Origin of the sequence: Bartonella capreoli, assembly GCF_902813205.1 — a bacterium.
Lineage (GTDB): Bacteria > Pseudomonadota > Alphaproteobacteria > Rhizobiales > Rhizobiaceae > Bartonella > Bartonella schoenbuchensis.
The window spans coordinates 1-403 of sequence record NZ_CADDZX010000329.1 but is presented as its reverse complement, the minus strand read 5'-3'; the positions used below and the strand labels follow the sequence as shown (position 1 = coordinate 403).

Annotated in this window: 1 protein-coding gene; it reads left to right on the top strand. The window is 59.1% G+C overall.

All coding sequences use genetic code 11. The annotated features are described in order from the left end of the window. Positions 1-216: 216 nt before the first annotated feature. Positions 217-403 (top strand): hypothetical protein (locus J7R05_RS08655; RefSeq protein WP_208541911.1); only part of this gene is annotated, 187 nt, incomplete at its 3' end.

Sequence of the window (403 nt, the reverse complement as noted above, 5' to 3'; positions counted from 1 at the left end):
GTTGGGAGGGCTCTCTTCGAGGGGATTTTTAAAAGAGCGTATGGTGTGGGGGATGAGGGTTGTGGGAGTGGAGAAAGGGGTGTGTCGATTGTGTTGGTGAGAGGAGGATGGCGTTTGGGGGGGAGTGTCTTGTGTGTTGGTGGAGGAAGATGAGAGCCAGGTTGGGTTGTGCTGGTGGTGGGGCGGTTATTTGAGATGTACTGGGGGGGGGATTAGGTGAAGTTTGAGGGTGGCTGTGGGAGATGGCTGGGGGGGGGGGAAGTGGGTTTGGGAGGACTTTCTTCGAGGGGGATTTTTAAGAGCATTAGAGGTGGGGTGGTGAGGACGGGGGGGGTGGGGAAAGGGGGATGTCGGTTGGGGTGGGGAGAGGAAGATGGCGTTTGGGGGGGGGTGCCCTGTGCGG